Source organism: Bacillus cereus group sp. BfR-BA-01379 (assembly GCF_022663605.1).
Classification (GTDB): domain Bacteria; phylum Bacillota; class Bacilli; order Bacillales; family Bacillaceae_G; genus Bacillus_A; species Bacillus_A mobilis.
The window spans coordinates 56,685-82,924 of sequence record NZ_JAKUFT010000015.1 but is presented as its reverse complement, the minus strand read 5'-3'; the positions used below and the strand labels follow the sequence as shown (position 1 = coordinate 82,924).

The following is a 26,240-nucleotide window of genomic DNA, read 5'->3' as shown; positions in this document are numbered from 1 at the left end:
CAACCACCGAATATGATGCCATATCAAATGCCATACCAACAGCCTATGATGCCGCCAAATCCGTATTATCAACCACCAAATCCATATCAGCAAGGAGCACCGTTTGGACCGCAATATACGTCTATGCCAAATCCAAATATGATGCCAATCGATAATAATATGCCGCCGCTCGTGCAAGGTGAGGAAGATTGTGGATGCGGAGGAGAGAGTAGGTTATATAGTCCGCAACCAGGCGGTCCGCAATATGCGAACCCTTTATATTATCAACCAACTCAATCGGCATATGCACCACAGCCAGGAACGATGTATTATCAACCAGATCCACCAAATGTATTTGGGGAGCCGGTTCCAGAAGAAGAGGATGAAGAAGAAGTTTAAAAAAGGTGGGATTATTCCCACCTTTTTTGTATGTAAAGTCGTTCTGAAAATGGAAGATTTACATCAAATGTTAGAAAATCCCCAGTGAAATATTAACAGTGTAAAAACCTTCTCTGTTACTCATCATAAGAGGGAGCTTTTCAGAAGAGAAGTTCATTCTAACAGAGGGGGTTTTTGTATTGAATACGAAAGTAAAAGTGATTGCTGCTTCTTTGTTAGTTACCAGTGCGTTAGCTGCATGTGGTACACCAAAAGATAACAATGCAATGGATGGACGTAACTATAATTACGAGCGTACATCTTATAATGATACACATCAGTATCGTGATAATGTAACGCGTAATGATCGTTATACAGATTATGTAACATATAGAAATGGACGTAACGATACAGGATATAACAATTATTACCGCGATGTAAATTACAACGGTCAAATTGCTAATCCGCATCCAACACGTAATATTACAATGAACAATTCATACATTAACAATGATGGTAAAACAGCAGAAAGAATTACAAATCGTGTGAAACGTATGAATAACGTAGACCGTGTGTCTACAGTTGTATATGGAAACGATGTAGCGATTGCGGTAAAACCGCGTAATCCAGTATCGAATGAAACAGCGCTTGCAAATGAAGTTCGTCAAGCGGTTGTAAATGAAGTTGGAAACAGAAACGTATATGTTTCTGTAAGAAATGACATGTTTACTCGTGTCGATGCAATGAGTACACGACTACGTAACGGTACAGTTACAAACGATTTTAATCGTGACATAACAAATATGTTCCGAGATATTCGTTACGGTTTAACTGGTACTATGCGATAGCAAAGCAAAAGAGGAAGGGGGAGCCCTTCCTCTTTATTCATCGTTATCGTGTAAACGACGCTTTTTAATAAAATAACTAATGGAATAAGAACCTAAAAAGCAAATGAAGAGAATACCACCTGTTAAAATGGCTTCAAATAAAGGTCTTTCTGGACTAAAAATGATATAAATAATAGCCATAACGATTCCTATAATAAGAGAGCGTAAAATAATTTTGTAATAAGGAGTTAACTTTATCTCCTTTTCACTTTCTTCTACATCGATAGAAACGCTTAACTGTAAATAACTAAGTACGATACTTGTAAGGATAAACAATAGCCATAATGGAGATTTCGTAATTTGATCTATTCCTTCAGTGAATCCGATATAGCCTAAAATGCCAATTATACCAAGTGATTGAAAAAGAAAAGCAATTCGAATGTTTTTTAACGTTTGCAGAATGAGACGTTCATCCTTAATTTTTTTCATAATATCTATCTCCTGTTTATTATGATTTCGCTGTCATATTAATTGTAACATATATATTACATTTATCAATTTATAATTTACATATAATTTTTTTGTATGGAAGAGGAAATAAAATATTTTTATAAACATGTTGCACTTATACTTTATTAATGTTATATTAGCAAAGCGATGAGCTAATTTACGTAAGACGAGAGATATGCTTAAGTGCTAAACACGCGAATGTGGTCGCCTGGTCTCTCGCCGTAAACGCATCAAGACGCCTGCTTTGCAGGCGTCTTTCATTTTTATATGAATGTAGTGGGAAGAATGGAGGAATCCAAGCTTCCCTTTTTTATTGGGATAAAAGTCGGAAAATAAAGTTATTTACAAGTGTATGTGAAAGAGTTACTATTTAATGGTAATATATTACAAGTTTTTTAGATATAAAAGGTTGGGATGAATAGTATATGGAGAACTTTGAATGTAGAAATACAGAAGTTGTATTAGAGAAATTTCAGGTCGTAACATCTATATTTCAGGCGTTGGGAGATGAGAATCGTCAGCAAATTATTATGCTGTTATTAGAAAACAAACGGATGAATGTAACAGAAATAACAGATAAAATGGGGATTTCTAGACCAGCTGTTTCGCATCATTTGAAAATTTTAAAACAAGCAGAACTAATTGTAGCGAATCGAAATGGAAAAGAAATTTTTTATTCTATAATAGCTGGAGAATTTTTAAAACAGGTGAAGGATTTACTTCAAGCAATAGAATCAAATTATTAATTTTTTTTAACTAACACGTAAACAAGTTTAAACTTTTAAACCTGTTTACGTGAAAGGGGTAATGAAAATGAACAGAATAAATCGTATGTATGTCATTATGTTGCTTGTTCCGTTGTTTTGGGGTGGATCTTTTGCAACAGCAGAGCATGTTATTACTGAAATTCCACCGATTACTGCGGCAACAATTCGTTTTGGATTAGCAGGTTGTATTTTAATAGGCATAGTTTTTATTAGATCTGAGTGGAATACACGTTTGTTATTAAAGAATTGGAAAGGGCTGTTATTTGTATCGTTAACAGGTATTTTTGGCTACAATGTTTTTTTCTTTATGGGACTTAACTATACTTCCACTCTGAATGGCTCGCTTATTATTGCTACAATGCCTGTTTTTGTAACAGTGGGAGCAATATTGTTTTTTAAAGAGTCTTGGAGTATAAAAGTTGGAATAAGTTTAATTTTGTCTCTTATTGGTGTAATAGTTGTTATTACGGGTGGTTCAATGAATATACTTATGTCTTTGTCATTTAATAAGGGAGATCTTTTATTTATAGCTGCTTTAACCTGTGGGGTGTTATATGGTTTAACAGGAAAAAAAGTTATGAGTGGTGTCTCTCCTTTGTTAATTACAATGAGTATGACGGTATTGGGTACTGTGTTTTTAGCAGGCCTTTCTCTATATGAAGATGGGTGGGGAAAGGTTGCAACGCTCTCTTTACAGGGATGGATAGAAATGTTGTATATGGTCGTATGCGGGACGTTAGTTGGATATATCGTGTTTAATAAAGGGGTAGAAGAACTAGGTGCAAGCAAAGCGAGTATGTATTTAAATTTAACTCCTATTGTGGCTACTGGTATATCAGTTATATTATATGGAGCAGCTGTTACGTGGCAACAAATAGTTGGGATGATAATCGTATTAATTGGAGTTTATATAGCAACGGTACAATCAAATAAAGGTATAAAAAAGTTTTCACGTAATCAATACGTTTCGAAATAGGTAGAAATCATTGCACTCTATAAGTCTTAATGAGAGTAATCTATGAATTAGGGATAAAACCCCCATTTCCGGAAAAGCTACTAATGAAAGTTTGATCTTGCCTAAAAGAGGTGAACGGAAATGAGATGGATACTGATTGCGATGCAAGCTTTCGTTATGATGTTTTGTTTCGTTTATGAAACGAATGTGAAGGCGGAAGGGCCAGTACCAGAAGTAACAGAAAAAGAGCCTGAAGTTACAATTTTATTAGAGCGAATGTATGTTGATGGAGAAGTAAGTGAGGAAATATTTACAGAAAAAGTAGCGGACTTAGAAAAGTTTTTACAGCAATATAAAGAATGGCAGCTCGTTGATCGTGATGATGTACAAATTGTATTACAAAAGAAGGTTGATGATATTTCTCCGTTATTAAAGACGAGCGGTTATTTCGGTGTGTCAGAGGAAGGGATACTACAAATTTTCAAAGGTGTACCGAAAAGTGATAATGCGATTCATTCCTTTTTTCAAATTGATATGAAAAAACTGGAGAGTTATGAGCGTGCGAAATTAAAGCGTGGTATTCGTATTAAATCAAAAGAAGGTTTTGTGAAGACGATTGAAAAAATGAAGCAATACGCAGTGCAAAATAAGAAAAAAAGCAGCTCATGGTGAGCTGCTTTTTTCTTATTTATTTTTATCTAAAATTTGTTTTGCGATTTCATCGATTAGCATGTCTTTTCCGATTGGATTGAATGCTTTCGTATTGAAGATTTCATTCGATACTTCGTATACGTGATTATTTTTAACTGCTTTGTTGTCTTTCCAAACGGCACTGTTTTTGTAGTCTTCGTAAACCTTATCAGCTTCACCGCCAAAGTTCACAATGAACATTTGATCAGGTTGGAATGCAACAAGACCTTCTAGTGATACTTGTGCCATCGTTTGTTTTAAATCTGTACCTTTTGTTGCTGGAAGTTTTAAGTCGTTAAAGATGATGTCACCGTATCCGAAGCTACCGTATACACGGAAGTTTTGTGGCGTAACTGCGATGAACATAAAGTTCTCATCTTTTGTTTTTTCTTTAATCTTTTTAGATAAAGAGTCTGCTTTTTTATCGTAGTCTGCAATCCATTTGTCTGCTTTCTTTTCTTCGTCAAATAGTTTACCTACTTCTTTAAACTTACCACGCCAGTCTTCTAAGTTTGTTTCTAGAACAACTGTCGGTGCAACTTTTTCTAATTGATCATAAATCTTCAATTGACGATTATTTAAAATAATTAAGTCTGGTTTTAAAGCCGTAACAGCTTCTAAATCAACTTTAGGTGCCCAGTACCAACCTACTGCTTTTACACCATCTAATTTCTCTGTTAAGTGATTTTGGATTTTATCTTTATATGTATTTGCCGTACCAACAGGTTTGTGTCCAAGAAGTAATAATTCTTCTGTTGATCCAGATAAGTCAACAATTCGCTTTGGATTTACTGGAATTGTAGCTTCGCCTTTAGCGTGTTTTACAACTTTTGTTTTCGGTTGTTCTTTCGCTTTTGCTTCTTCTTTTTGAGAAGAACAGCCAACGATAGAAAGAACGACTAGCATAATAGTAAATAAAATAAATAACTTCTGTTTCATCCTGATGTAACCCCTTTAATTAATATTGATAATCATTATCGACTTCTGTATATTAAGGTGCTTCGCGCTTTCTGTCAATGGAAAATAACAGAAGTTTCTAATAGAGAACATTTGTTGGGGTAGTCTCGCTTTTCTATCATTAAATATGTTAAAATGGAATACATGATTTAAGAGGGAGAGATCGTATTTTGTTTGAATATGTTACAGGTTACGTGGACTATGTAGGACCGGAATATGTCGTAATTGACCATAATGGAATTGGGTATCAAATTTTCACACCAAATCCGTATGTATTTCAAAGAAGTAAGCAAGAAATCCGTGTCTTTACATATCATTATGTGAGAGAAGATATTATGGCACTTTACGGGTTTAAAACACGTGAAGAGCGTTTATTATTTACAAAGTTGTTAGGTGTATCTGGCATTGGACCAAAAGGCGCTCTTGCAATTTTAGCTTCTGGTCAAACAGGACAGGTCGTTCAAGCGATTGAACATGAAGACGAGAAGTTTTTAGTGAAATTCCCGGGCGTCGGAAAGAAAACAGCACGCCAAATGATTTTAGACTTAAAAGGAAAACTAGCTGACGTCGTACCAGATGCATTTGTTGATTTATTCTCAGATACAGAACGTTTTGATGAGAAGAAAGGTTCATCAGCTGAGCTTGATGAGGCGCTGGAAGCTCTGCGTGCACTTGGATACGCAGAACGAGAAGTTTCTCGCGTTGTACCAGAGTTATTAAAAGAATCATTAACGACGGATCAGTATATTAAAAAGGCACTTAGTCTTTTACTAAATGGTAAGAGGTGAGTATAATGGACGAACGTCTCCTTTCAGGGGAATCTGCATATGAAGATTCGGATTTAGAATATTCATTACGGCCACAGACGCTCCGTCAGTATATTGGCCAAGATAAAGCGAAACATAATTTAGAGGTGTTTATTGAAGCAGCGAAAATGCGTGAAGAAACGTTAGATCATGTGCTTCTATATGGACCACCAGGACTTGGTAAAACGACGCTTGCAAATATTATAGCCAATGAAATGGGCGTTAATGTTAGAACAACTTCAGGCCCAGCAATTGAAAGACCAGGAGATTTAGCAGCTGTATTAACAGCGCTTCAGCCAGGAGATGTATTATTTATTGATGAAATTCATCGTTTGCATAGATCGATTGAAGAAGTGCTATATCCTGCGATGGAAGATTTTTGCCTTGATATTGTAATTGGGAAAGGACCGTCAGCACGATCTGTACGTTTAGATTTACCTCCATTTACATTAGTTGGAGCAACGACACGTGCAGGGGCATTATCAGCACCACTTCGTGACCGTTTCGGTGTACTTTCAAGATTAGAGTATTATACAGTAGATCAGTTGTCTGAGATTGTAGAACGTACAGCAGAAGTATTTGAAGTTGAAATTGATTCGTTAGCGGCACTAGAAATTGCAAGACGTGCTCGTGGTACACCTCGTATTGCAAATCGTTTATTACGACGTGTACGAGATTTCGCACAAGTTCGTGGTAACGGAACAGTTACAATGGAAATTACACAAATGGCGTTAGAACTACTGCAAGTAGATAAATTAGGTCTAGATCATATCGATCATAAATTATTGCTTGGTATTATTGAGAAATTCCGCGGTGGCCCAGTCGGATTAGAAACGGTTTCGGCAACGATCGGAGAAGAATCTCATACGATTGAAGATGTATATGAGCCATATTTATTACAAATTGGCTTTTTACAACGAACACCAAGGGGCCGAATTGTAACGCCGCTTGCATATGAGCATTTCGGAATGGAGATGCCAAAAGTATGACGGAGATGCCAAAATTGCTTATTACAGCAGGTATCTTACTCATTGTTGTCGGATTAGCTTGGAAGTTCATTGGAAGACTTCCAGGCGATATTTTTGTGAAAAAAGGAAACGTTACCTTTTATTTTCCTATCATTACATGTATTGTGTTAAGTATTGTATTATCTTTTATTATGTATATAATAAATCGATTCAAATAAGAAATAGGTGGATATAGTTATGGATATAAATCTGTTTGATTTTCATTTACCAGAAGAACTTATTGCACAAGTCCCGTTAGAAGATCGTGAAACATCAAGATTAATGGTGTTAGACCGTGAAACAGGCGATATTGAGCATAAACATTTTTCAGACATTCTTTCTTACTTACATGAGGGGGATTGCTTAGTTTTAAATGAAACGAAAGTTATGCCTGCTCGTTTACACGGTGTGAAAGAAGATACAGGCGCACACATTGAAGTACTTCTTTTAAAACAAGAAGAAGGCGATACGTGGGAAACGCTTGTTAAGCCAGCGAAACGTGTAAAAGAAGGAACTGTTATCTCTTTTGGCGAAGGGAAATTAAAAGCAACTTGTACAGGAACTGCAGATCAAGGTGGACGTCAGCTTGAATTTTCATATGACGGCATCTTCTATGAAATTTTAGATGAACTTGGAGAAATGCCACTTCCTCCATATATTAAAGAGACGCTAGAAGATCGCGATCGCTATCAAACAGTATATGCGAAAGAAATCGGCTCAGCAGCAGCGCCAACTGCAGGACTTCACTTTACAGAAGAGTTACTGGAGAAGTTAAAACAAAAAGGCGTCGGGTTAGCTTTCATTACACTTCACGTAGGACTTGGAACATTTAGACCAGTTTCTGCCGATACGATTGAAGAACACCATATGCACGCAGAATATTACCATATGTCTGAAGAGACAGCGGCATTATTAAATCGTGTGAAAGAGAGTGGTGGACGTATTATTACGGTAGGTACGACTTCAACTCGTACGTTAGAAACAATTGCGACAGATCATGCCGGCAAGCTTTGTGCTGCTTCTGGCTGGACAGATATTTTCATGTACCCAGGTTATGAATTTAAAGCAATTGATGGTTTAATTACAAACTTCCATTTACCGAAATCAACATTAATTATGCTTGTAAGTGCATTTGCAAACAGAGATAATGTACTTCATGCTTATAATGAAGCAGTAAAAGAAAAATATCGTTTCTTTAGCTTTGGTGATGCAATGTTCGTTGCATCTCACGCTAAAATGGGAAACAAATAAAAGGAGTAAATTATGACAGCAATTCGTTATGAATTTATTAAAACTTGTAAACAAACAGGTGCCCGTTTAGGACGCGTACATACGCCGCACGGTTCATTTGATACACCAACATTCATGCCAGTTGGTACACTTGCAACAGTTAAAACAATGTCACCAGAAGAATTAAAAGCAATGGATTCTGGCATTATTTTAAGTAATACGTATCATTTATGGCTGCGCCCAGGTCACGAAATTATTCGTGAAGCAGGCGGGTTGCATAAATTTATGAACTGGGATCGTGCAATCTTAACGGATTCTGGTGGTTTCCAAGTATTCAGTTTAAGTGACTTCCGTCGTATTGAAGAGGAAGGTGTTCACTTCCGTAATCACTTAAATGGAGATAAATTATTCTTATCACCAGAAAAAGCGATGGAAATTCAAAATGCATTAGGATCAGATATTATGATGGCATTTGATGAGTGTCCACCATTCCCAGCTACTTTTGAATATATGAAGAAGTCTGTAGAGCGTACAAGCCGCTGGGCAGAACGTTGTTTAAAAGCGCATGAGCGTCCACAAGATCAAGGTTTATTCGGTATCGTACAAGGTGGAGAGTTCGAAGAGCTTCGTCGTCAAAGTGCAAAAGATCTTGTTTCAATGGACTTCCCTGGTTACGCTGTAGGTGGTTTATCTGTTGGAGAACCAAAAGATATTATGAACCGTGTACTTGAGTTTACAACACCACTTCTTCCAGATAATAAGCCGCGTTACTTAATGGGAGTAGGTTCTCCTGACTCATTAATCGACGGTGCAATTCGTGGTATTGATATGTTTGACTGTGTACTTCCAACTCGTATCGCTCGAAATGGTACATGTATGACAAGTGAAGGTCGTCTAGTTGTAAAAAATGCGAAATTCGCAAGAGACTTCGGTCCGCTTGATCCAAATTGCGATTGCTATACATGTAAAAATTACTCTCGTGCGTACATTCGTCACTTAATGAAATGTGATGAAACGTTCGGAATTCGTTTAACGTCTTATCACAACCTTCATTTTCTGTTAAACTTAATGGAGCAGGTGAGACAAGCTATTCGTGAAGACCGTCTTGGCGATTTCCGCGAAGAATTCTTTGAACAGTATGGCTTTAATAAACCGAATGCTAAAAACTTCTAATACATAATTTAAAAGGAGGAAACAAAGATGAATCCAGGTATGATGAATATCGTTATGATTGTTGCGATGTTTGCGATTTTCTATTTCTTATTAATTCGCCCGCAACAAAAACGTCAAAAAGCAGTTGCTCAAATGCAAAGTGAGTTATCAAAAGGTGATGCTATCGTAACAATCGGTGGTTTACACGGTACAATCGAATCAGTAGATGATACGAAAATCGTTATTAAATCTGGTGGTTCACACTTAACTTTCGATCGCAATGCGATTCGTGAAGTTGTGAAAAACTAATGAGGAAGGCCCTGCATGAAATGTGCAGGGCTTTTTTTAGTTATTTTGTTTTGACATATTTACCCCGAAAATACCACCGAGTGTACTCGCCCCCATTAATGCTAATTGATAAAGTAACTGTGAGTTCGATAAAGTTTGAGAGAAGCCTAAATAGTTAACTAGAAAAACAAGTATAGCGAATGTAAGACCTGTTGTGAAACCTACTAGCCAACCTTTCCCCTGTGCCTTTTTGCCGGCAGTAAATCCGGATATAAGCATAGATAAAAGAGCAAGTATAAAAATAGTAACGGCTAATGTCCCTTCATTCATATCTGTAAATTTTAATAAAAGAGCCATAACCATGCTAATAATTGTTGCCAGAATTAATAAGGTAATGATACCAAAGCCGATTGCAGTTGATAATTTTTTCGTTCCATCCATTTATACATTCCCCCTTTTTAATACAAGCATATTTTCTTTTTGCTGAAGTTAGACTAGTTTATTTTTTATAGGGGAGTCTATATGTAAAAAAGGAGATGTAGAAATGGAATGGGTATCAATTATTGGCCGGACGATGCTTTTGTATATCATCATATTAATTATTTTTCGTCTTATGGGTAAACGTGAAATTGGAGAGCTAAGTGTATTAGATTTAGTCGTATTCATTATGCTTGGTGAAATGGCTGTAGTCGCAATTGAAAATACCGATAAATCACTTTGGCATCAATTAGTTCCGATGACTTTTCTTATGTGTATACAAATCATTTTGTCAGTTATTTCGTTAAAGTATCAACGTTTTCGACATTTAATAGAAGGTGAGCCGGCTATTCTTGTAAATGCGGGAAAGATTGATGAAAAGAAGATGAGAAAGCAACGTTATAATATAGATGATTTAATGATGCAATTAAGGGAGCAGGGAGTCGGAGATGTAAGGGATGTAGAATACGCCATTTTAGAACCTTCAGGAAAGTTATCTGTCTTTCAAAAACAAAAAAGTAAAAAGAGTAAAAATGATATGCCGATTTTTACACTCCCGTTAATTATTGATGGAGAAATTCAATCGAATCATTTACAAATGATTGAACATACAGATGAATGGTTGATTGAGAAGTTAAAAAAATTAGGTTATAACGATATCAAACAAATTTTATACTGTAGCTTTCAAAATGGACAATTTTTTGTTGATGTGAAAGAAAACTAGAGGCTTACTATATGAAATAGTAAGCCTGTTTATTTCAAAAATGAAAGTTTTCGAATGATAGGGAGCCTACTTAACTCTTCTTTTCGAATGAGTTTGAAAGTGAAGAGGAGAACGATATAAACAAGTGTTGTTAAGGAGATTTCCCATAATGTTTGTACGCCAAGTGAATGAGAAAAAATAATATACTTATGAAGGTAAAAACCGAAAGAGCCTGCAATGCCGATAGCAAGTCCGCCGAAAATATAGTCTTTTGCGTAAATGGTAAATGTAATTTTCTTTAAAACAGTAGCGTAATGAAGGAATGTTACCGTTACTATATTTGCAGCGATCGCGAGTGCAACTCCCATCATTTGAAATTCTGGCCTTGAAGCTAGTACAAAAATAACGATTAATTTCACGATTGCGCCAATAAATGTATTCATCATCGCAGCCCGTGCTAAGTTTAAAGCTTGTAAAACAGATGTAAGTGGACTTTGAAAGTAATGAAATAAAAAGCAAGGTGCAAGAAGCTGGATGAATGCTGTTGCACTATCCGATCCATACATAAGAGTTAAAACAGGAGAAGCGAATACGTATAATATAACGACTGACCACCCGCCGGTAATTAATGAGATCCGCAGGGCTTGTTGTAGGCGGTGTTCCACTAATTTATGCTGTCTTTTCGCCATCGCTTCACTAATGGATGGAACGAGTGCTGTAGAAAGGGCGTATGTAATAAAGGCTGGCAGTGAAAGAAGTGGGAAGGCATAACCGTTTAATATACCGTATTGCTGGGTTGCGACAGAGGCAGCAACGCCGGCAATCGCTAAGCTTTGCATAACGACGATAGGCTCAAAGAAATATGAAACGGAACCGATTAAACGACTTCCTGTAGTTGGAAGAGCGATATCCATAAGAGAATAAAATGTCCCTTTGCTTTCCTTTACAGTAGTGAAAAACCCAGAGCGTATAGATAAATGTTTTTCGCGCTGAAATAAGGTGAGTAAAAATAATAACGATGCAACTTCACCGAGAACGGCTGATAACATAGCGCCAGCTGCAGCATATTCTACACCGTAAGGTAAAAATAACTGAATGCATATAGCGATAATGGTAATGCGGACAACTTGTTCTATAACTTGGGCGTAAGCACTAGGTTTCATATTTTGTTTCCCTTGGAAATAGCCGCGTAAAACAGAAGAAACAGCAATAACGGGAACGACAGGTAAAATGGCCATTAATGGATAGTACGTTCTTTCATCAGTTAATAATGTTTTTGCTAAAATAGGTGTGAGGAGCATAATTCCAATTGTTAAAATGATACTAATAACGGATGTAACTGCTAATGATACTGTTAATATTTTTTTAACTCTTTGTTTATCATTCACAGCTTCTGCTTCTGCTACAAATTTTGCGATTGCGACAGGAAGGCCGATTTGTGTTAATGTAATTGCTAGAATGAATGTAGGAACGGCCATCATATAAAGGCCAACGCCTTCTTCTCCTAAAATACGTGCCATTACAATCCGGTTAATAAATCCAAGGATTTTGGTAATAAAGCCGGCAATCATTAAAATAAATGCGCCTTTTAAAAAGCTTTGTCTCGTCATGGTCTTCTCCTACCTTCTCAAAATCAGTGGAATGATTTACAATAATTTATATGCACGTACGAGACAAGAATGACAAGCATTTGAGAGAGTGAAGTATGATCGTGCTCTTGAAAGTAGTTATTGCTGTCCATTAGAGCGGGATTAAAAGCGACTTTTCGTGCTGAAATAAGAAGGAGATGTTATATATGTTAGAAAAAGAGGCTTTGGTAGAATCGTACCGCGGACAGTTACAAGTCGTTTTAGAAAGTAAAGTAGAAGAGTTTCACATGTTTGGTTACGACCGAGTGACAGATAATGATATTTGGAAGTTTCTCAAAGTGAAAAAGTGGAAAAAGATAAACGGTGATGTTAGATTATATGAATTAGTAAATGATGTATTAAGAGTAAGTGCTAACGAATATATGACTTATTTAACTGTTGAAGCATATCAAGCACCACTTTGGTCGTTTGATGAATATGAAAATAATTAACCGACTGCAATTGGTTTGTTCTTCCTTTTGCAGTATAATGATAGGTATTGATAATGAGGAAATAATTATGTCTAAGATTATATATAAAGGGGGTAGTGAAGAGAAAAAATAAATAATGAAAGTGTAGGTATTGTGAAAAACTTACCAACACAGCTAGTGATGAACTAGCAAAATTATAGAAAGGAAGTCTACTAACTAGGCGTATGCACACGTGTAAAAGTGAATCGTAAGAGATTTATTTAAAGTGTTAGTAGCAGAAAGAGGGTACATATGGCAAAGCGTGGTACGAGAATTGCCGCCTTTTTCCTCATCGTTTTATTAATCGGTGGAGTAATTGGTGCGGCAGGAAAAGACATAGCAAAAGGAATTAGTCTAGGACTAGACCTTCGCGGTGGTTTTGAAATTCTGTATGAAGTAAAACCAGCCAAAAAAGGTGATAAAATCGATCGAGACGTACTTGTAAGTACAGTAGGTGCTCTGGAAAATCGTGTCAATGTTCTTGGTGTAAGTGAGCCGAACATTCAAATCGAGGGGCAAGATCGAATTCGTGTACAGCTTGCTGGTGTACAAGATCAGCAAAAAGCACGTGAAATGTTATCAACGCAAGCGAAATTAACATTCCGTGATGTAGATGACAACCTTCTTATGGACGGAACGGATTTAAAAGGCGGCGGAGCGAAGCAAACGTTTGATGAGCAAGGTCGTGCGAGCGTAGGTCTTACACTAAAAAGCGCTGAAAAATTCCGTGAAGTAACTGAAAAAATTTCAAAAATGCCACCACCAACGAATTTAATGGTAATCTGGCTAGACTTTGAAGAAGGAAAAGATTCGTATAAAGCAGAATCTGCAAAACCGAATCCGAAGTTCTTATCAGCAGCAACAGTAAGCCAAGTATTTAACCAGGCTGAAGTATCTATCGTAGGTGGAAACTTCACAGTTGAAAGTGCGAAACAACTTTCATCTTTATTAAATGCAGGTGCACTTCCTGTTGATTTGAAAGAAATGTATTCAACATCAGTTGGAGCGAAATTTGGTCAACAAGCATTAGAACAAACAATTTTCGCTAGTGCGATTGGTATCGCTCTTATTTTCTTATTTATGCTTGTGTATTACCGTCTACCAGGAATTGTAGCGGTTATTATGTTAGGTCTATACATTTTTGTTACATTACTTGTCTTTAACTGGATGCATGCAGTTCTTACATTGCCAGGTATTGCGGCGTTAGTGCTCGGGGTAGGTATCGCAGTTGATGCGAATATTATTACGTACGAGAGACTGAAAGAAGAGCTGAAAATTGGTAAATCCATGATGTCAGCATTTCGCGCTGGTAACCATCGTTCATTAGCAACAATTTTAGATGCAAACGTTACGACTCTTGCAGCAGCTGGTGTATTATTCGTTTATGGTAATAGCTCTGTAAAGGGATTTGCAACAAGCTTAATTGTAAGTATTTTAGTCGGTTTCATTACGAACGTATTCGGTACTCGTTTCTTACTAGGATTACTTGTAAAGAGCCGTTACTTCGATAAAAAACCAGGATATTTTGGTGTGAAACAAAAGGATATTATTCCGTTAACAAAAGGTGTAGTACATCCACCAACGAAATTTGATCGTATTAACTTTGTAAATATTGGTCATAAATTCCTTGTTTTCTCGATTGTAGTTGTAATTGCAGGTGCAATTATTCTTCCGATTTTCAAATTGAATCTTGGTATTGACTTTGCAAGTGGTACACGTATCGACTTGCAATCAAAACAAGCAGTTACTGTGTCTGATGTTCATAAAGATTTTAAAGAATTGAACATCGATGTGAAGGAAGAAAACATTGTACCGACTGGAGATGACAATAAAGGGTTCGCAGTACGTACTTTAGGTGTTCTATCAAAAGATGAAATTGCGAAAACAAAAACATTCTTCCACGATAAATATGGTACAGATCCAAACGTAAGCACAGTTTCACCGACAATTGGTAAAGAAATTGCACGAAATGCATTTATCGCTGTACTGATTGCTTCTGCGGTTATCATCTTATACGTAAGTATTCGATTCCGCTTTACGTATGCATTATCTGCAGTACTTGCATTACTACATGACGCATTCGTTATGGTTGTTATATTTAGTATTTTCCAATTAGAGGTAGACTTAACGTTTATCGCTGCAGTGTTAACGATCATCGGTTATTCTATTAATGACTCGATTGTTACATTTGATAGAAACCGTGAGTTATACAAACAGAAAAAACGAGTTCGCGATATAAAAGACTTAGAAGAAATCGTAAATGCAAGTATTCGCCAAACGCTTGGTCGTTCGATTAACACCGTATTAACAGTGTTATTCCCGGTAATTGCGTTACTTATCTTCGGTAGTGAGTCATTACGTAACTTCTCGTTTGCTCTACTTGTCGGATTAGTTGTAGGTACGTACTCTTCTGTTTTCGTCGCTTCTCAAATTTGGTTAATGCTTGAAAACCGTCGTTTGAAAAAGGGCAAAAACAAGAAAAAGGTTGAGAAAGTAGAATCTGAACCGCAAGTATAAAAAAGATGATGTCTCTTTATGAGGCATCTCTTTTTTCGTTTGTGGATACAATAAGATAGCAACTTTGAAATGATAAAATGGAAGAAAGTGGTGATGTTATCGCTATTTTTGCTACAATAAAGTGAAACTTTAATCAGTGGGGGTTTTCTTCATCCCCCACTGATTATTAGTTGAACCAATCGGACTTTTATGGGCAGTTGATCCCCCATCTAACTTCTTTGCTTGTGCTGAATTTTGAGGTGGGGGTCTTACTGCCCATTAAAGTGGGATAAAAAGATAGGTTAAGAAAAGAAGGGATTTTAATTATGGAAAAAGATGAACGTTTTAAACAGGCCGAGTTTGGTGCTATTGTCGGGATCGTTGGTAATATTATATTAGCGATTGTAAAGGCGGTAATTGGTTATATTGGGAACAGTAAAGCGCTATTAGCGGATGCCGTGCATTCTGCATCAGATGTAATTGGTTCGCTAGCTGTACTGTTTGGATTGCGAGCAGCAAAGCAACCGCCTGATGAAGATCATCCGTATGGTCATGGTAAAGCGGAATCGATTTCAGCTATTATTGTTGCAGTATTATTATTTATTGTGGGAATCGAGATAGCAATTTCGTCTATAAAAGCTTTTTCGCAAGAACTAGAACCACCGAAAGGAATTACGATTTTTGCTGTTGTTCTTTCGATTGTCGTGAAAGAAGGAATGTTTCAATATAAATTCCGATTAGGGAAGAGAGTAAATAGTGATGCAATTATTGCAAATGCATATGAGCACCGTTCGGATGTATTTTCTTCAATTGCAGCTTTAATCGGTATTTGTGCAGCGATTATCGGTGGTAAGTTCGGATTAGATTGGCTTGTATATGCCGATCCAATTGCAGGATTATTTGTTTCACTTCTTGTTGCAAAAATGGCATGGAGTATTGGGGCAGAAGCAATTCATGCAACGCTTGATCATGTTCTGCATGAGGAAGATGTTGTTCCGCTTAGGGAAGCAGTACTTCAAATAGATGGTGTGAAAAAAATCGGTTCTTTATATGCAAGGGAGCATGGCCATTACGTTATTGTTGATATTAAAGTTTCTGTAGATCCATACATTACTGTAGAAGAAGGGCACCGCATTGGAAAGCATGTGAAAGAAACGCTGATGGAACAAGATAACGTACAAAATGTGTTTGTACATATAAATCCGTATTCTCCAAATTAAACATTATTAACATTTTAGTATATAGATATTGCATCGTAGTTTGCATTATATTGTCACCCCTTAATCTGTCTTGTATAATGAACAGGTTAAGGGGTGATTTCGTGTTACAACCGAAGACGCGTTGGAAAGAAAAAGAATATAATAATGAGCGAGTGAGTGAATTAGCAAGTAAATTACAATTATCACCACTTGTCGTTTCGTTATTCCTCGGTAGAGGACTAGATACAGAAGATAAGATTTTAGATTTTTTAAATACAGAAAATCAAGAATTTCATGATCCATTTTTATTAGAAGGAATGGATAGAACGGTAGAACGTGTAAATAAGGCGGTTCAAAATGGAGAGCAAATATTAATATTTGGTGACTACGATGCGGACGGAGTAAGTAGTACGACTGTGTTATATCTTGCCTTGCAAGAATTAGGGGCGGACGTAGAATTTTATATCCCAAACCGTTTTACAGAAGGGTATGGACCAAACGAAGAAGCGTTTCGTTGGGCACATAGCGCAGGGTTCTCGCTAATTATTACTGTTGATACTGGTATCGCAGCAGTGCATGAAGCGAAGGTAGCGAAGGAGCTTGGAGTAGATCTGATTATTACAGATCACCATGAGCCACCACCGGAATTGCCAGAAGCACTTGCGATTATTCATCCGAAATTAGATGGCGGTGTGTATCCGTTCCACTATTTAGCTGGTGTAGGTGTTGCGTTTAAAGTTGCGCATGCACTATTAGGCCGTGTACCAGAACATTTATTAGAAATTGCAGTGATTGGTACAGTAGCCGATTTAGTATCACTTCATGGTGAGAATAGATTGTTAGTGAAGCGCGGTTTAAAACATATGCGCATGACAAAAAATATCGGACTAAAGGCGCTGTTTAAAGTTGCTAACGTTTCGCAAAGTGAAATTACAGAAGAGAGCATTGGCTTCTCGATTGCACCGCGTATTAATGCAGTTGGACGTTTAGAAGATGCTACACCGGCTGTACATCTTTTATTATCAGATGACCCAGAAGAAGCAAAAGAGCTAGCTGAAGAAATTGATGAGTTGAACAAACTGCGAAAAGATATTGTAAAGCAAATTACAGAAGAAGCTATCGCTGAAGTGGAAAATAATTTTCCGCCAGAAGACAATAAAGTATTAGTGCTTGCAAAAGAAGGCTGGAATCCAGGTGTAATTGGAATTGTCGCTTCTAAATTAGTTGAACGTTTTTATCGTCCGACGATTGTATTAAGTATTGATCCTGTAAAAGAAACAGCAAAAGGTTCAGCACGTAGTATTGCAGGATTTGATTTGTTTGCAAACTTGTCAGATTGTAGAGAGTTATTGCCACACTTCGGAGGACATCCAATGGCAGCGGGAATGACGCTACATATGAATGATGTAGCTGAATTGCGCCGCCGCTTAAATGAACAAGCAGAAGTGATTTTAACGGAAGAAGATTTTATTCCAATTACAGCTGTTGATGTCTTTTGTAAAGTGGAGGATGTAACACTTGCAGCAATTGAAGATATGCAAAAGTTAGCACCATTTGGTGTTGGAAATCCAAAACCACGTATTGCAGTGAAGGATGCAGATCTAGAAAGTATTCGTGCAATCGGATCAGACGGTTCACATTTGAAAATGGCTCTTCGTGATGGACAAGCGACGCTGGATACAATTGGATTTGGTTTTGGTGCGTATGCGAAAGAAATTTCTCCAGTTGCAAAGGTATCCGTAATAGGAGAAGCATCTATCAATGAATGGAATAATTTTAAGAAGCCGCAATTAATGGTACAAGATATTGCTGTAGAGGCGTGGCAATTATTTGATTGGCGTAGTATGCGTAACGTAGAGGCGAATGTAGCAGAACTTCCAAAAGAAAAAATAACGATGGTGTATTTTTCTGAAGAGGTATTGAATAAATTTTCTTTAGAAGACTATAAAGAGCATATGATGCATGCATCAGAAGTAACTCATTTAGACGATCAATACATCGTGTTACTTGATTTACCAAAAGGAACAGATGAATTACGAGATTTATTTAAAGTGGGGTTCCCGTCACGAATTTATACGCTATTTTATCAAGAGAATAATCATTTATTTAGCACTGTTCCAACGAGAGAACACTTTAAATGGTACTATTCGTTCTTGAGCCAAAAAGCACCATTTTCTTTAAGACAATACGGAGCACAACTCTGTCAACATAAAGGTTGGTCAAAAGATACAGTAAATTTCATGACACAGGTGTTTTTTGAGTTAGAATTTGTTACAATAAAAGATGGCGTCATTTTTATGGCAGACAAAAAACAAAAGCGTGATTTAATTGAATCGAACACATATCGTGAGAAAATGAACCACTTACAATTAGAAAAAGAATTGGTTTATAGCACATATCAGCAACTATATACATGGTTTGAAACGATTCGTAATCATAAAGAAGTAGAACAGTTAGGGTAAAGGATTTGTATTTACAAACCTTTTAGATCTGAGGAGGATTCAGAAATATGGATTTCAAGCAACATATCGCAATTGTACCGGATTATCCAAAAGAAGGTATTGTATTTAAAGACATTACACCGTTAATGAACGACGGTAAAGCATACAAAGCAGCAACAGATGCAATCGTTGAGTATGCAAAGAAAAGAGACATTGACGTTGTAGTAGGGCCAGAAGCACGTGGCTTTATTATCGGTTGCCCAGTTTCTTATGCGTTAGAAGTAGGTTTTGCACCAGTTCGTAAATTAGGGAAATTACCACGTGAAGTAATTACAGTTGACTACGGTAAAGAATATGGTAAAGATGTTTTAACAATCCATAAAGATGCAATTAAGCCAGGTCAACGCGTGTTAATTACAGATGACCTATTAGCTACAGGTGGAACAATTGAAGCGACAATTAAGTTAGTTGAAGAGCTTGGCGGAGTTGTAGCAGGAATTGCATTCTTAGTAGAGCTTACTTACTTAGATGGTCGTAAAATGTTAGATGGTTACGATGTATTAGTATTAGAAAAATACTAATCACTATATAGGTAAAACTACGGTGATAAGAAGTACCCGTGAATCTCTTGGAGAGGAGCGGGTACTTTTGTATAATTGCACAAAAAAATAAGGTGAAATGTCAGTAAAATCTTTTCCTTTTCACAATTCACAATCATTAGGTTATAATGATAGAATATAATTTATTCTACTTAATTAAGATAAAGTCAATTTTCAATAAAAGGTGATTCGATGGCAAATGAGCAGGTACTAACAGCTGAACAGGTACTCGAGAAAGCAAGTCAATATTTAGCAGATGAAGATATTGAGCTAGTGGCACGTGCCTATGAATATGCACGTGATGCGCATAGCGAACAATACAGAAAATCGGGTGAACCGTACATTATTCATCCAATTCAAGTTGCAGGTATTTTAGTTGATTTACACATGGATCCAGCTACAGTATCAGCAGGTTTCTTACATGATGTAGTGGAAGATACAGAGATTACATTAGAAGATATTGAACGGGAATTTAATAAAGAAATTGCTATGCTTGTCGATGGTGTAACAAAGCTCGGAAAAATTAAATATAAATCTCATGAGCAACAACAAGCAGAAAACCATCGCAAAATGTTTATTGCAATGGCTCAAGATATTCGAGTTATTTTAATTAAACTAGCTGATCGTCTTCATAACATGCGTACATTGAAACATTTGCCTCAAGAGAAGCAGCGTCGCATTGCGAATGAAACGTTAGAAATCTTTGCACCTTTAGCACATAGACTCGGAATTAGTACTATTAAATGGGAGTTAGAGGATACGTCACTTCGCTATTTAAATCCACAGCAATACTATCGTATTGTAAATTTAATGAAGCGTAAACGTGCAGAGCGTGAAGAATATTTAGACGAAGTAATGACTGGTATCCGTGAGAAATTAAAAGAGGTTTCAATTCAACCTGAGATTTCTGGAAGACCAAAGCATATTTACAGTATTTATCGTAAAATGGCACTGCAAAATAAACAGTTCAATGAAATTTACGATTTATTAGCTGTACGTGTCGTTGTAAATAGTATTAAAGATTGTTATGCAGTGCTTGGAATTATTCATACGTGCTGGAAGCCGATGCCAGGTCGTTTTAAAGATTATATTGCGATGCCGAAAGCAAATCTATATCAATCTCTTCATACGACTGTAATTGGGCCGAAAGGTGATCCGCTTGAAGTGCAAATTCGTACGAAAGAAATGCATGAGATTGCAGAATTCGGGATCGCGGCGCACTGGGCGTATAAAGAAGGAAAAACAGCAGAAACAACAGGTACATTAGAGAAGAAACTTACATGGTTCCGTCAAATATTAGAATGGCAAAATGAAGCTTCTAATGCAGAAGAGTTTATGGAGTCATTAAAAATTGATTTATTCTCTGACATGGTATTCGTCTTTACACCGAAAGGCGACGTAATGGAATTGCCACTTGGATCTGTTCCGATTGACTTTTCGTATCGCGTGCATTCAGAGATTGGAAATAAAACAATTGGTGCAAAAGTAAACGGCAAAATGGTGACACTTGATTATAAATTAAAAACTGGTGACATCATTGAAATTTTAACATCGAAACATTCGTACGGACCAAGTCAAGATTGGGTGAAACTTGCCCAAACATCTCATGCGAAAAACAAAATACGTCAATTCTTTAAGAAGCAACGTAGAGATGAAAATATTGAAAAAGGCCGTGAGCTTGTTGAGAAAGAAGTGCGTAGCCTAGAGTATGAGATGAAAGAAGTGTTAGCTCCTGACAATTTAAAACGTGTTGCTGAAAAATTCAACTTTGCAAATGAAGAAGATATGTTTGCAGCAGTTGGGTATAACGGTATCACTGCATCACAAATTGTTACACGACTAACGGACAAGTTCCGTAAGCAACGTGAAGAAGAAGAGATTGTTGAAGTTAAAGAAGTTCGTAAACCGATGAAAATTCGAAAATGGGATTCTGGCGTTAAAGTAAGTGGTGCGGACAATTTATTAATCCGCTTATCAAAATGCTGTAACCCAGTTCCGGGTGATGATATAGTTGGGTATATTACGAAAGGCCGAGGCGTATCGATTCACCGCCGTGACTGTGTAAATGTTCATACAGAAGAAGCTATAGAACGTTTATTAGAAGTAGAGTGGGAAGGTAGCCCTGAAAAAGAAATTGAGTATAACGTTGATATTGAAATTTCAGGTTATGATCGCCGTGGTTTATTAAACGAAGTATTGCAAGCTGTTACAGAGACGAAAACGTACATTTCGGCAGTTTCTGGTAGGAGTGACCGTAATAAGATGGCGACAATTAATATGTCAATCTCTATTCGTAACTTACAGCATTTGAAAAAAGTAGTAGAACGCATTAAACGTGTTCCAGAAATTTATGCAGTACGACGCATGATGCATTAATAGGGAGTGTAGAAAAGATGAGAGTTGTTTTACAACGATCAAAAGAAGCGTCTGTCACAGTAGACGGTGAGATCGTAGGACAAATTCCGTTCGGTTTAACATTACTAGTTGGCATTACGCATGAAGATACAGAAAAAGATGCAACTTACATTGCAGAAAAAATTGCGAACTTACGTATTTTTGAAGATGAGAGCGGAAAGATGAACCATTCTGTACTTGATGTAGAAGGACAAGTTCTATCAATTTCACAATTCACATTATACGGAGATTGTCGCAAGGGAAGACGTCCAAACTTTATGGATGCTGCAAAACCTGACTATGCAGAGCGTTTATATGATTTCTTTAATGAGGAAGTTCGTAAGCAAGGATTGCATGTAGAAACAGGGACGTTCGGAGCAATGATGGATGTTTCTTTAATCAATGATGGTCCGGTGACCTTAATTGTGGATAGTAAATAGTGTTGCTTAAGAAGAGAGGATGCTATCATCCTCTCTTTTTTATACATTGTTGTATGTTTTGTTCATTTATCACGCTATTTGTGGACAGTGAACCCCACGGATGAGAGGTTCAATTACTTTGGAATCAATAGCTTTTTCGTTTATGTATAACTCTCTCATCAATATGGAACAATAAAAAGTAAAACATCCATATTGAATGTGAGGGATATACGTATGCGTATGAATGAAAAAGGGCATTCTGTTACAAATGGTGCAAATCAATTGTTTAACGTGAATTTTCATGATTTTATTTCAAAAGAGCAAAACAATACTTCAATGGAGCTCGCTTCTGAGTTTGGAATTTCTCTTCAAGATGTAAAGCGTCTAAAGAAGCAGATTGAACGCTCTTAGAGTACTTGACAATCCTACTCAACAAACGTATAGTAATTTTATATTTACATATGAATATAACCGTTGATAGAGAAGAGTAAATGAGACACACATGGCAAGAGAAGAAATGTCTTAGGCTGAAAACATTTCTACATGATGACTGATTGAATGACACTCTAGAGGTTTCAACTTGAACGGCGTATATGCTTAGTAGGGATGAACGCACATTTAAGCGTTATTAAAAAAGTGGAAGCATACGTGCTTCAATTAGGGTGGCACCACGGGTATAATACTCTCGTCCCTACTGTTCAAACAGTAGAGGCGGGAGTTTTTTTATTTTTATTAAGATTAAAACAATTTGAGGAGGAACTGAATATGTCTATTCAAATCCCACGCGGAACGCAAGATATTCTTCCAGGCACTGTTGAGTTATGGCAGTATATCGAAGGGCAAGCACGCGAAATTTGCCGTCGTTACAATTATAAAGAAATTCGTACACCAATTTTTGAACACACTGAGCTATTTTTACGTGGTGTTGGTGATACGACAGATATCGTACAAAAAGAAATGTATTCATTCCAAGATCGTGGAGAGCGTAGTTTAACATTACGTCCAGAAGGTACTGCACCTGTTGTACGTTCTTACGTTGAAAACAAAATGTTCGGTGACGCAACACAACCAACGAAATTATACTATATCGGCCAAATGTTCCGTTACGAAAGACCACAAGCAGGTCGCTATCGTCAATTCGTACAATTCGGTATTGAAGCAATTGGTAGTAACGATCCTGCAATTGATGCAGAAGTAATTGCACTTGCTGTAGAGTTTTACCGCGGCATCGGCTTAAAAAATATTAAAGTTGTATTAAACAGCTTAGGTGATGCAGCGAGCCGTCAAGCGCACCGTGATGCGTTAATCGCACACTTCGAGCCGCGTATCGGCGAGTTCTGTTCTGACTGTCAATCTCGTTTAGAAAAGAACCCTCTTCGTATTTTAGATTGTAAGAAGGACCGTAACCATGAATTAATGGGAACAGCACCATCTATTACAGAATACTTAAACGAAGATTCAGCAGTGTACTACGACAAAGTTCAAGAACTATTAACGATGATGGATGTTCCATTTGAAAAAGATCCGAACTTAGTACGTGGTTTAGACTACTATCAACATACTGTTTTTGAAATTATGAGTGAAGCAGAAGGATTCGGTGCTATCACTACATTAAGCGGTGGTGGACGTTATAACGGACTTGTACAAGAAATCGGTGGACCAGAAATGCCAGGTATCGGTTTTGCAATGAGTATTGAACGTTTAATTATGGCACTAAAAGCTGAAAACATCGAATTACCAATTGAACATAGTATCGATTGTTACGTTGTAGCTCTTGGTGAAAAAGCAAAAGACCATGCTGCGAAAGTTGCGTTTGATCTTCGTAAAGCTGGATTATCAGTTGAAAAAGATTATTTAGATCGCAAAATGAAAGCACAATTTAAATCAGCAGATCGTCTAAAAGCGAAATTTGTAGCTGTATTAGGGGAAGATGAGCTAGATAAAGGCATCATTAACTTAAAAGATATGGCAACAGGCGAACAAGAAGAAGTAGCATTAGATGTATTTGCTTCATACGTAGCAGAGAAATTAATATAGGGGGAACTTACAGTGGCTGAAAGAACACATGCATGTGGAAAAGTAACAGTAGAAGCAGTTGGACAAACAGTTCAATTAAAAGGTTGGGTACAAAAACGCCGTGATTTAGGTGGATTAATCTTTATCGACTTACGTGACCGTACAGGTATCGTACAAGTTGTATTTAACCCAGAAACATCAAAAGAAGCGCTAGAAGTAGCAGAAACAATTCGTAGCGAGTACGTATTACACGTAGAAGGTACAGTTGTTGAGCGTGGTGAAGGCGCAATTAATGACAATATGGCAACTGGTCGTATTGAAGTACAAGCAACGAAAGTAAACGTATTAAATGCAGCGAAAACAACGCCAATCATTATTGCTGATGATACAGATGCATCAGAAGATGTGCGTTTAAAATATCGTTATTTAGACTTACGTCGTCCTGTAATGTTCAACACATTCAAAATGCGTCACGACGTAACGAAAACAATTCGTAACTTCTTAGACACAGAAGATTTCTTAGAAGTGGAAACACCAATTTTAACGAAGAGCACACCAGAAGGAGCTCGTGACTATTTAGTACCAAGTCGTGTACATGATGGTGAATTCTATGCATTACCACAGTCTCCACAGTTATTTAAACAGCTTCTTATGGTCGGCGGATTTGAGCGTTACTATCAAGTAGCACGTTGTTTCCGTGACGAAGATTTACGTGCAGACCGTCAACCAGAATTCACGCAAATCGATATCGAAGCTTCATTCTTAACACAAGATGAAATTTTAGATATGATGGAGCGCATGATGACGAAAGTTATGAAGGATGCAAAAGGTGTAGAAGTGAGTGCACCATTCCCTCGTATGAAATACGCTGATGCAATGGCTCGTTACGGTTCTGATAAGCCAGATACACGCTTTGAAATGGAACTAACAGACCTATCTGAATTTGCAGCAGGTTGTGGATTTAAAGTATTTACAAGTGCTGTAGAAAGCGGCGGACAAGTAAAAGCAATTAATGCAAAAGGTGCTGCGAGCAAATACTCTCGTAAAGATATTGATGCATTAACTGAATTCGTAAAAGTATACGGTGCAAAAGGTCTAGCTTGGCTTAAAGTTGAAGAAGACGGCTTAAAAGGACCGATTGCGAAATTCTTCGGTGAAGAAGAAGCAAACGCGTTAATGGCTACATTAGAAGCTACTGCTGGCGATTTATTACTATTCGTAGCAGATAAGAAAAGCGTTGTTGCAGATAGCTTAGGTGCACTTCGTTTACGTCTAGGTAAAGAGCTTGAGTTAATTGACGAAAGTAAATTTAACTTCCTATGGGTAACTGATTGGCCACTTCTTGAGTACGATGAAGATGCAGATCGTTACTTCGCAGCTCACCACCCATTCACAATGCCATTCCGTGAAGACGTTGAGCTATTAGAAACAGCACCAGAAAAAGCACGTGCACAAGCATATGACCTTGTATTAAACGGTTATGAGCTTGGTGGTGGATCACTTCGTATTTACGAGCGTGACGTACAAGAAAAAATGTTCAAAGCACTTGGATTCTCACAAGAAGAAGCACAAGAGCAATTCGGATTCTTATTAGAAGCATTTGAATATGGTACGCCACCACACGGCGGTATCGCATTAGGTTTAGACCGTCTTGTTATGTTACTTGCAGGCCGTACGAACCTTCGTGATACAATTGCATTCCCGAAAACAGCAAGCGCAAGCTGCTTATTAACAGAAGCTCCAAGCCCAGTTGCAGAAGCACAGCTTGAAGAGTTAAGCTTAAAATTGAGCGTGAAAGAAGAGAAGTAAGAGAAGTAAAAATAAGGTCTAGATGGTTATACTAATACCATCT

General features: G+C 37.2%; 25 protein-coding genes, 1 pseudogene and 1 other annotated feature. Of the genes and pseudogenes, 22 read left to right on the top strand and 4 right to left on the bottom strand.

Annotated features, from left to right (window positions below; translation table 11 throughout):
• Both MR113_RS08550 and MR113_RS08545 read left to right on the top strand, forming a co-directional pair.
• A pseudogene (locus MR113_RS08550) lies at nt 1–378 on the top strand (peptigoglycan-binding protein LysM); the annotation flags it as partial.
• Nucleotides 379–557: 179 nt separating this feature from the next.
• Nucleotides 558–1,205 (top strand): YhcN/YlaJ family sporulation lipoprotein, encoded by a 648-nt coding sequence (locus MR113_RS08545; protein WP_061677182.1) that lies wholly within the window; start codon nt 558–560, stop codon nt 1,203–1,205.
• A gap of 33 nt (nt 1,206–1,238) precedes the next feature.
• Here MR113_RS08545 and MR113_RS08540 read toward each other — a convergent pair whose 3' ends face one another.
• Nucleotides 1,239–1,673, bottom strand: coding sequence for a hypothetical protein (locus tag MR113_RS08540; protein ID WP_063260733.1), 435 nt, complete (start codon nt 1,671–1,673; stop codon nt 1,239–1,241).
• 446 nt (nt 1,674–2,119) lie between these two features.
• Here MR113_RS08540 and MR113_RS08535 point away from each other — a divergent pair, with 446 nt between their 5' ends.
• From MR113_RS08535 to MR113_RS08525, 3 genes are all read left to right on the top strand, one after another.
• Entirely contained in the window at nt 2,120–2,440 is a 321-nt protein-coding gene (locus tag MR113_RS08535; RefSeq protein ID WP_242253482.1) for an ArsR/SmtB family transcription factor, read from the top strand.
• A 67-nt stretch (nt 2,441–2,507) separates the two neighbouring features.
• The gene (locus MR113_RS08530) at nt 2,508–3,437 is read left to right on the top strand and encodes a DMT family transporter (RefSeq protein ID WP_242253473.1); all 930 of its coding nucleotides are present in this window, start codon (nt 2,508–2,510) and stop codon (nt 3,435–3,437) included.
• A 120-nt stretch (nt 3,438–3,557) separates the two neighbouring features.
• Nucleotides 3,558–4,088, top strand: a complete 531-nt coding sequence (locus tag MR113_RS08525) for a BofC C-terminal domain-containing protein (RefSeq protein ID WP_212957567.1) — start codon at nt 3,558–3,560, stop codon at nt 4,086–4,088.
• A gap of 12 nt (nt 4,089–4,100) precedes the next feature.
• On the opposite strand, the gene MR113_RS08520 is transcribed toward MR113_RS08525, so the two are convergent.
• Nucleotides 4,101–5,045: an iron-hydroxamate ABC transporter substrate-binding protein gene (locus tag MR113_RS08520; RefSeq protein ID WP_242253471.1), complete on the bottom strand. Its 945-nt coding sequence runs from the start codon at nt 5,043–5,045 to the stop codon at nt 4,101–4,103.
• Between the two features lie 188 nt (nt 5,046–5,233).
• Between MR113_RS08520 and ruvA the strand changes: the two genes are divergently transcribed.
• From ruvA to yajC, 6 genes are read left to right on the top strand one after another with little or no spacing between them, the layout of a single operon-like run.
• Nucleotides 5,234–5,851 carry a Holliday junction DNA helicase RuvA gene (ruvA, locus tag MR113_RS08515; RefSeq protein WP_061677193.1) on the top strand — a complete coding sequence of 206 codons (618 nt, stop codon included), beginning with the start codon at nt 5,234–5,236 and terminating at the stop codon, nt 5,849–5,851.
• Nucleotides 5,852–5,856: 5 nt separating this feature from the next.
• Nucleotides 5,857–6,858, top strand: coding sequence for a Holliday junction branch migration DNA helicase RuvB (gene ruvB, locus MR113_RS08510; RefSeq protein ID WP_000344467.1), 1,002 nt, complete (start codon nt 5,857–5,859; stop codon nt 6,856–6,858).
• Nucleotides 6,855–7,055: a DUF2905 domain-containing protein gene (locus MR113_RS08505; protein WP_000138162.1), complete on the top strand. Its 201-nt coding sequence runs from the start codon at nt 6,855–6,857 to the stop codon at nt 7,053–7,055. Before ruvB ends, MR113_RS08505 begins: the two co-directional genes overlap by 4 nt.
• Before the next feature lie 19 nt (nt 7,056–7,074).
• Nucleotides 7,075–8,127, top strand: coding sequence for a tRNA preQ1(34) S-adenosylmethionine ribosyltransferase-isomerase QueA (queA, locus tag MR113_RS08500; RefSeq protein WP_242253469.1), 1,053 nt, complete (start codon nt 7,075–7,077; stop codon nt 8,125–8,127).
• A gap of 12 nt (nt 8,128–8,139) precedes the next feature.
• Complete coding sequence (gene tgt / locus MR113_RS08495; protein WP_000125362.1) at nt 8,140–9,279, top strand: tRNA guanosine(34) transglycosylase Tgt; 1,140 nt, start codon at nt 8,140–8,142, stop codon at nt 9,277–9,279.
• 27 nt (nt 9,280–9,306) lie between these two features.
• Complete coding sequence (gene yajC / locus MR113_RS08490; protein WP_001068068.1) at nt 9,307–9,567, top strand: preprotein translocase subunit YajC; 261 nt, start codon at nt 9,307–9,309, stop codon at nt 9,565–9,567.
• 36 nt (nt 9,568–9,603) lie between these two features.
• On the opposite strand, the gene MR113_RS08485 is transcribed toward yajC, so the two are convergent.
• Nucleotides 9,604–9,987: a TIGR04086 family membrane protein gene (locus MR113_RS08485; RefSeq protein ID WP_000349143.1), complete on the bottom strand. Its 384-nt coding sequence runs from the start codon at nt 9,985–9,987 to the stop codon at nt 9,604–9,606.
• Nucleotides 9,988–10,090: 103 nt separating this feature from the next.
• Here MR113_RS08485 and MR113_RS08480 point away from each other — a divergent pair, with 103 nt between their 5' ends.
• On the top strand, nt 10,091–10,747 hold the full coding sequence (locus tag MR113_RS08480) for a DUF421 domain-containing protein (RefSeq protein WP_242253467.1): 657 nt from the start codon (nt 10,091–10,093) through the stop codon (nt 10,745–10,747).
• Between the two features lie 29 nt (nt 10,748–10,776).
• On the opposite strand, the gene spoVB is transcribed toward MR113_RS08480, so the two are convergent.
• On the bottom strand, nt 10,777–12,336 hold the full coding sequence (gene spoVB, locus MR113_RS08475; protein WP_242253454.1) for a stage V sporulation protein B: 1,560 nt from the start codon (nt 12,334–12,336) through the stop codon (nt 10,777–10,779).
• A 185-nt stretch (nt 12,337–12,521) separates the two neighbouring features.
• Between spoVB and MR113_RS08470 the strand changes: the two genes are divergently transcribed.
• From MR113_RS08470 to aspS, 10 genes are all read left to right on the top strand, one after another.
• Nucleotides 12,522–12,806, top strand: a complete 285-nt coding sequence (locus MR113_RS08470) for a post-transcriptional regulator (protein WP_242253439.1) — start codon at nt 12,522–12,524, stop codon at nt 12,804–12,806.
• Between the two features lie 270 nt (nt 12,807–13,076).
• Nucleotides 13,077–15,341 carry a protein translocase subunit SecDF gene (gene secDF / locus MR113_RS08465; RefSeq protein WP_061677198.1) on the top strand — a complete coding sequence of 755 codons (2,265 nt, stop codon included), beginning with the start codon at nt 13,077–13,079 and terminating at the stop codon, nt 15,339–15,341.
• A gap of 305 nt (nt 15,342–15,646) precedes the next feature.
• Nucleotides 15,647–16,540, top strand: a complete 894-nt coding sequence (locus MR113_RS08460) for a cation diffusion facilitator family transporter (protein WP_242253437.1) — start codon at nt 15,647–15,649, stop codon at nt 16,538–16,540.
• Between the two features lie 101 nt (nt 16,541–16,641).
• Nucleotides 16,642–18,981 (top strand): single-stranded-DNA-specific exonuclease RecJ, encoded by a 2,340-nt coding sequence (recJ, locus tag MR113_RS08455; RefSeq protein ID WP_242253434.1) that lies wholly within the window; start codon nt 16,642–16,644, stop codon nt 18,979–18,981.
• Between the two features lie 47 nt (nt 18,982–19,028).
• Nucleotides 19,029–19,541: an adenine phosphoribosyltransferase gene (locus MR113_RS08450; RefSeq protein WP_000346221.1), complete on the top strand. Its 513-nt coding sequence runs from the start codon at nt 19,029–19,031 to the stop codon at nt 19,539–19,541.
• A 210-nt stretch (nt 19,542–19,751) separates the two neighbouring features.
• Nucleotides 19,752–21,935 carry a GTP diphosphokinase gene (gene relA / locus MR113_RS08445; RefSeq protein ID WP_242253422.1) on the top strand — a complete coding sequence of 728 codons (2,184 nt, stop codon included), beginning with the start codon at nt 19,752–19,754 and terminating at the stop codon, nt 21,933–21,935.
• A 17-nt stretch (nt 21,936–21,952) separates the two neighbouring features.
• On the top strand, nt 21,953–22,393 hold the full coding sequence (locus MR113_RS08440; protein WP_001266958.1) for a D-tyrosyl-tRNA(Tyr) deacylase: 441 nt from the start codon (nt 21,953–21,955) through the stop codon (nt 22,391–22,393).
• Between the two features lie 213 nt (nt 22,394–22,606).
• Entirely contained in the window at nt 22,607–22,783 is a 177-nt protein-coding gene (locus MR113_RS08435; protein ID WP_001242605.1) for a hypothetical protein, read from the top strand.
• A 54-nt stretch (nt 22,784–22,837) separates the two neighbouring features.
• Nucleotides 22,838–23,068 (top strand) — a binding site (T-box leader).
• A 69-nt stretch (nt 23,069–23,137) separates the two neighbouring features.
• Nucleotides 23,138–24,409: a histidine--tRNA ligase gene (gene hisS, locus MR113_RS08430; protein WP_242253409.1), complete on the top strand. Its 1,272-nt coding sequence runs from the start codon at nt 23,138–23,140 to the stop codon at nt 24,407–24,409.
• Between the two features lie 12 nt (nt 24,410–24,421).
• Nucleotides 24,422–26,197 (top strand): aspartate--tRNA ligase, encoded by a 1,776-nt coding sequence (gene aspS, locus MR113_RS08425; protein WP_242240519.1) that lies wholly within the window; start codon nt 24,422–24,424, stop codon nt 26,195–26,197.
• The last annotated feature ends 43 nt before the right edge of the window (nt 26,198–26,240 follow it).